The organism is Rhodococcus sp. KRD197 (genome assembly GCF_017168235.1).
Taxonomy (GTDB): Bacteria; Actinomycetota; Actinomycetes; order Mycobacteriales; family Mycobacteriaceae; genus Rhodococcoides.
Genome location: NZ_JABFAO010000086.1, coordinates 1 through 397 on the forward strand (window position 1 = coordinate 1; position 397 = coordinate 397).

At 61.2% G+C, this 397-nt stretch carries 1 protein-coding gene; it reads right to left on the reverse strand.

Going from position 1 to position 397, the window contains the following annotated elements; translation table 11 throughout:
- Positions 1-270: 270 nt before the first annotated feature.
- Positions 271-384: a cell division protein CrgA gene (locus tag J1M86_RS27090; RefSeq protein WP_368857279.1), complete on the reverse strand. Its 114-nt coding sequence runs from the start codon at positions 382-384 to the stop codon at positions 271-273.
- Between the last annotated feature and the right edge of the window lie 13 nt (positions 385-397).

A 397-nucleotide genomic window follows, 5' to 3' on the forward strand; every position in this document is an offset into this window, starting at 1 on the left:
GCCCAGCTCAGTTGAGCGCGGTGTCGACCCCAGTTGTCCACAGCGAGTGCCCGATCTTGTGCATACCGTGCGGGAACACATGTGCCCCCTGTCACTGACCCGTGTTTCCGCAGGTCAGGCAGGGGGCGAACAAGCTTTCGAGTGTTGGCCGTTCTTCACACCGGCGTCAACATCCGAGAGGTTATCCACAGATGGTCGTTCTTTTTCCCCACTGTGGAAAACAGCTGTGGATAACTCGGTGGATACCCCGGGGCAGAGGGGCTCCGATGGCTACTTCCACTGGGTGGAGACGCCGAAGCCGGCGGCGATGAAGCCGAAGCCGACCACGATGTTCCAGTTGCCCAGGGCGTCGATGGGCAGCGAACCGTCGGTCACGTAGAACACGACGATCCAGGCG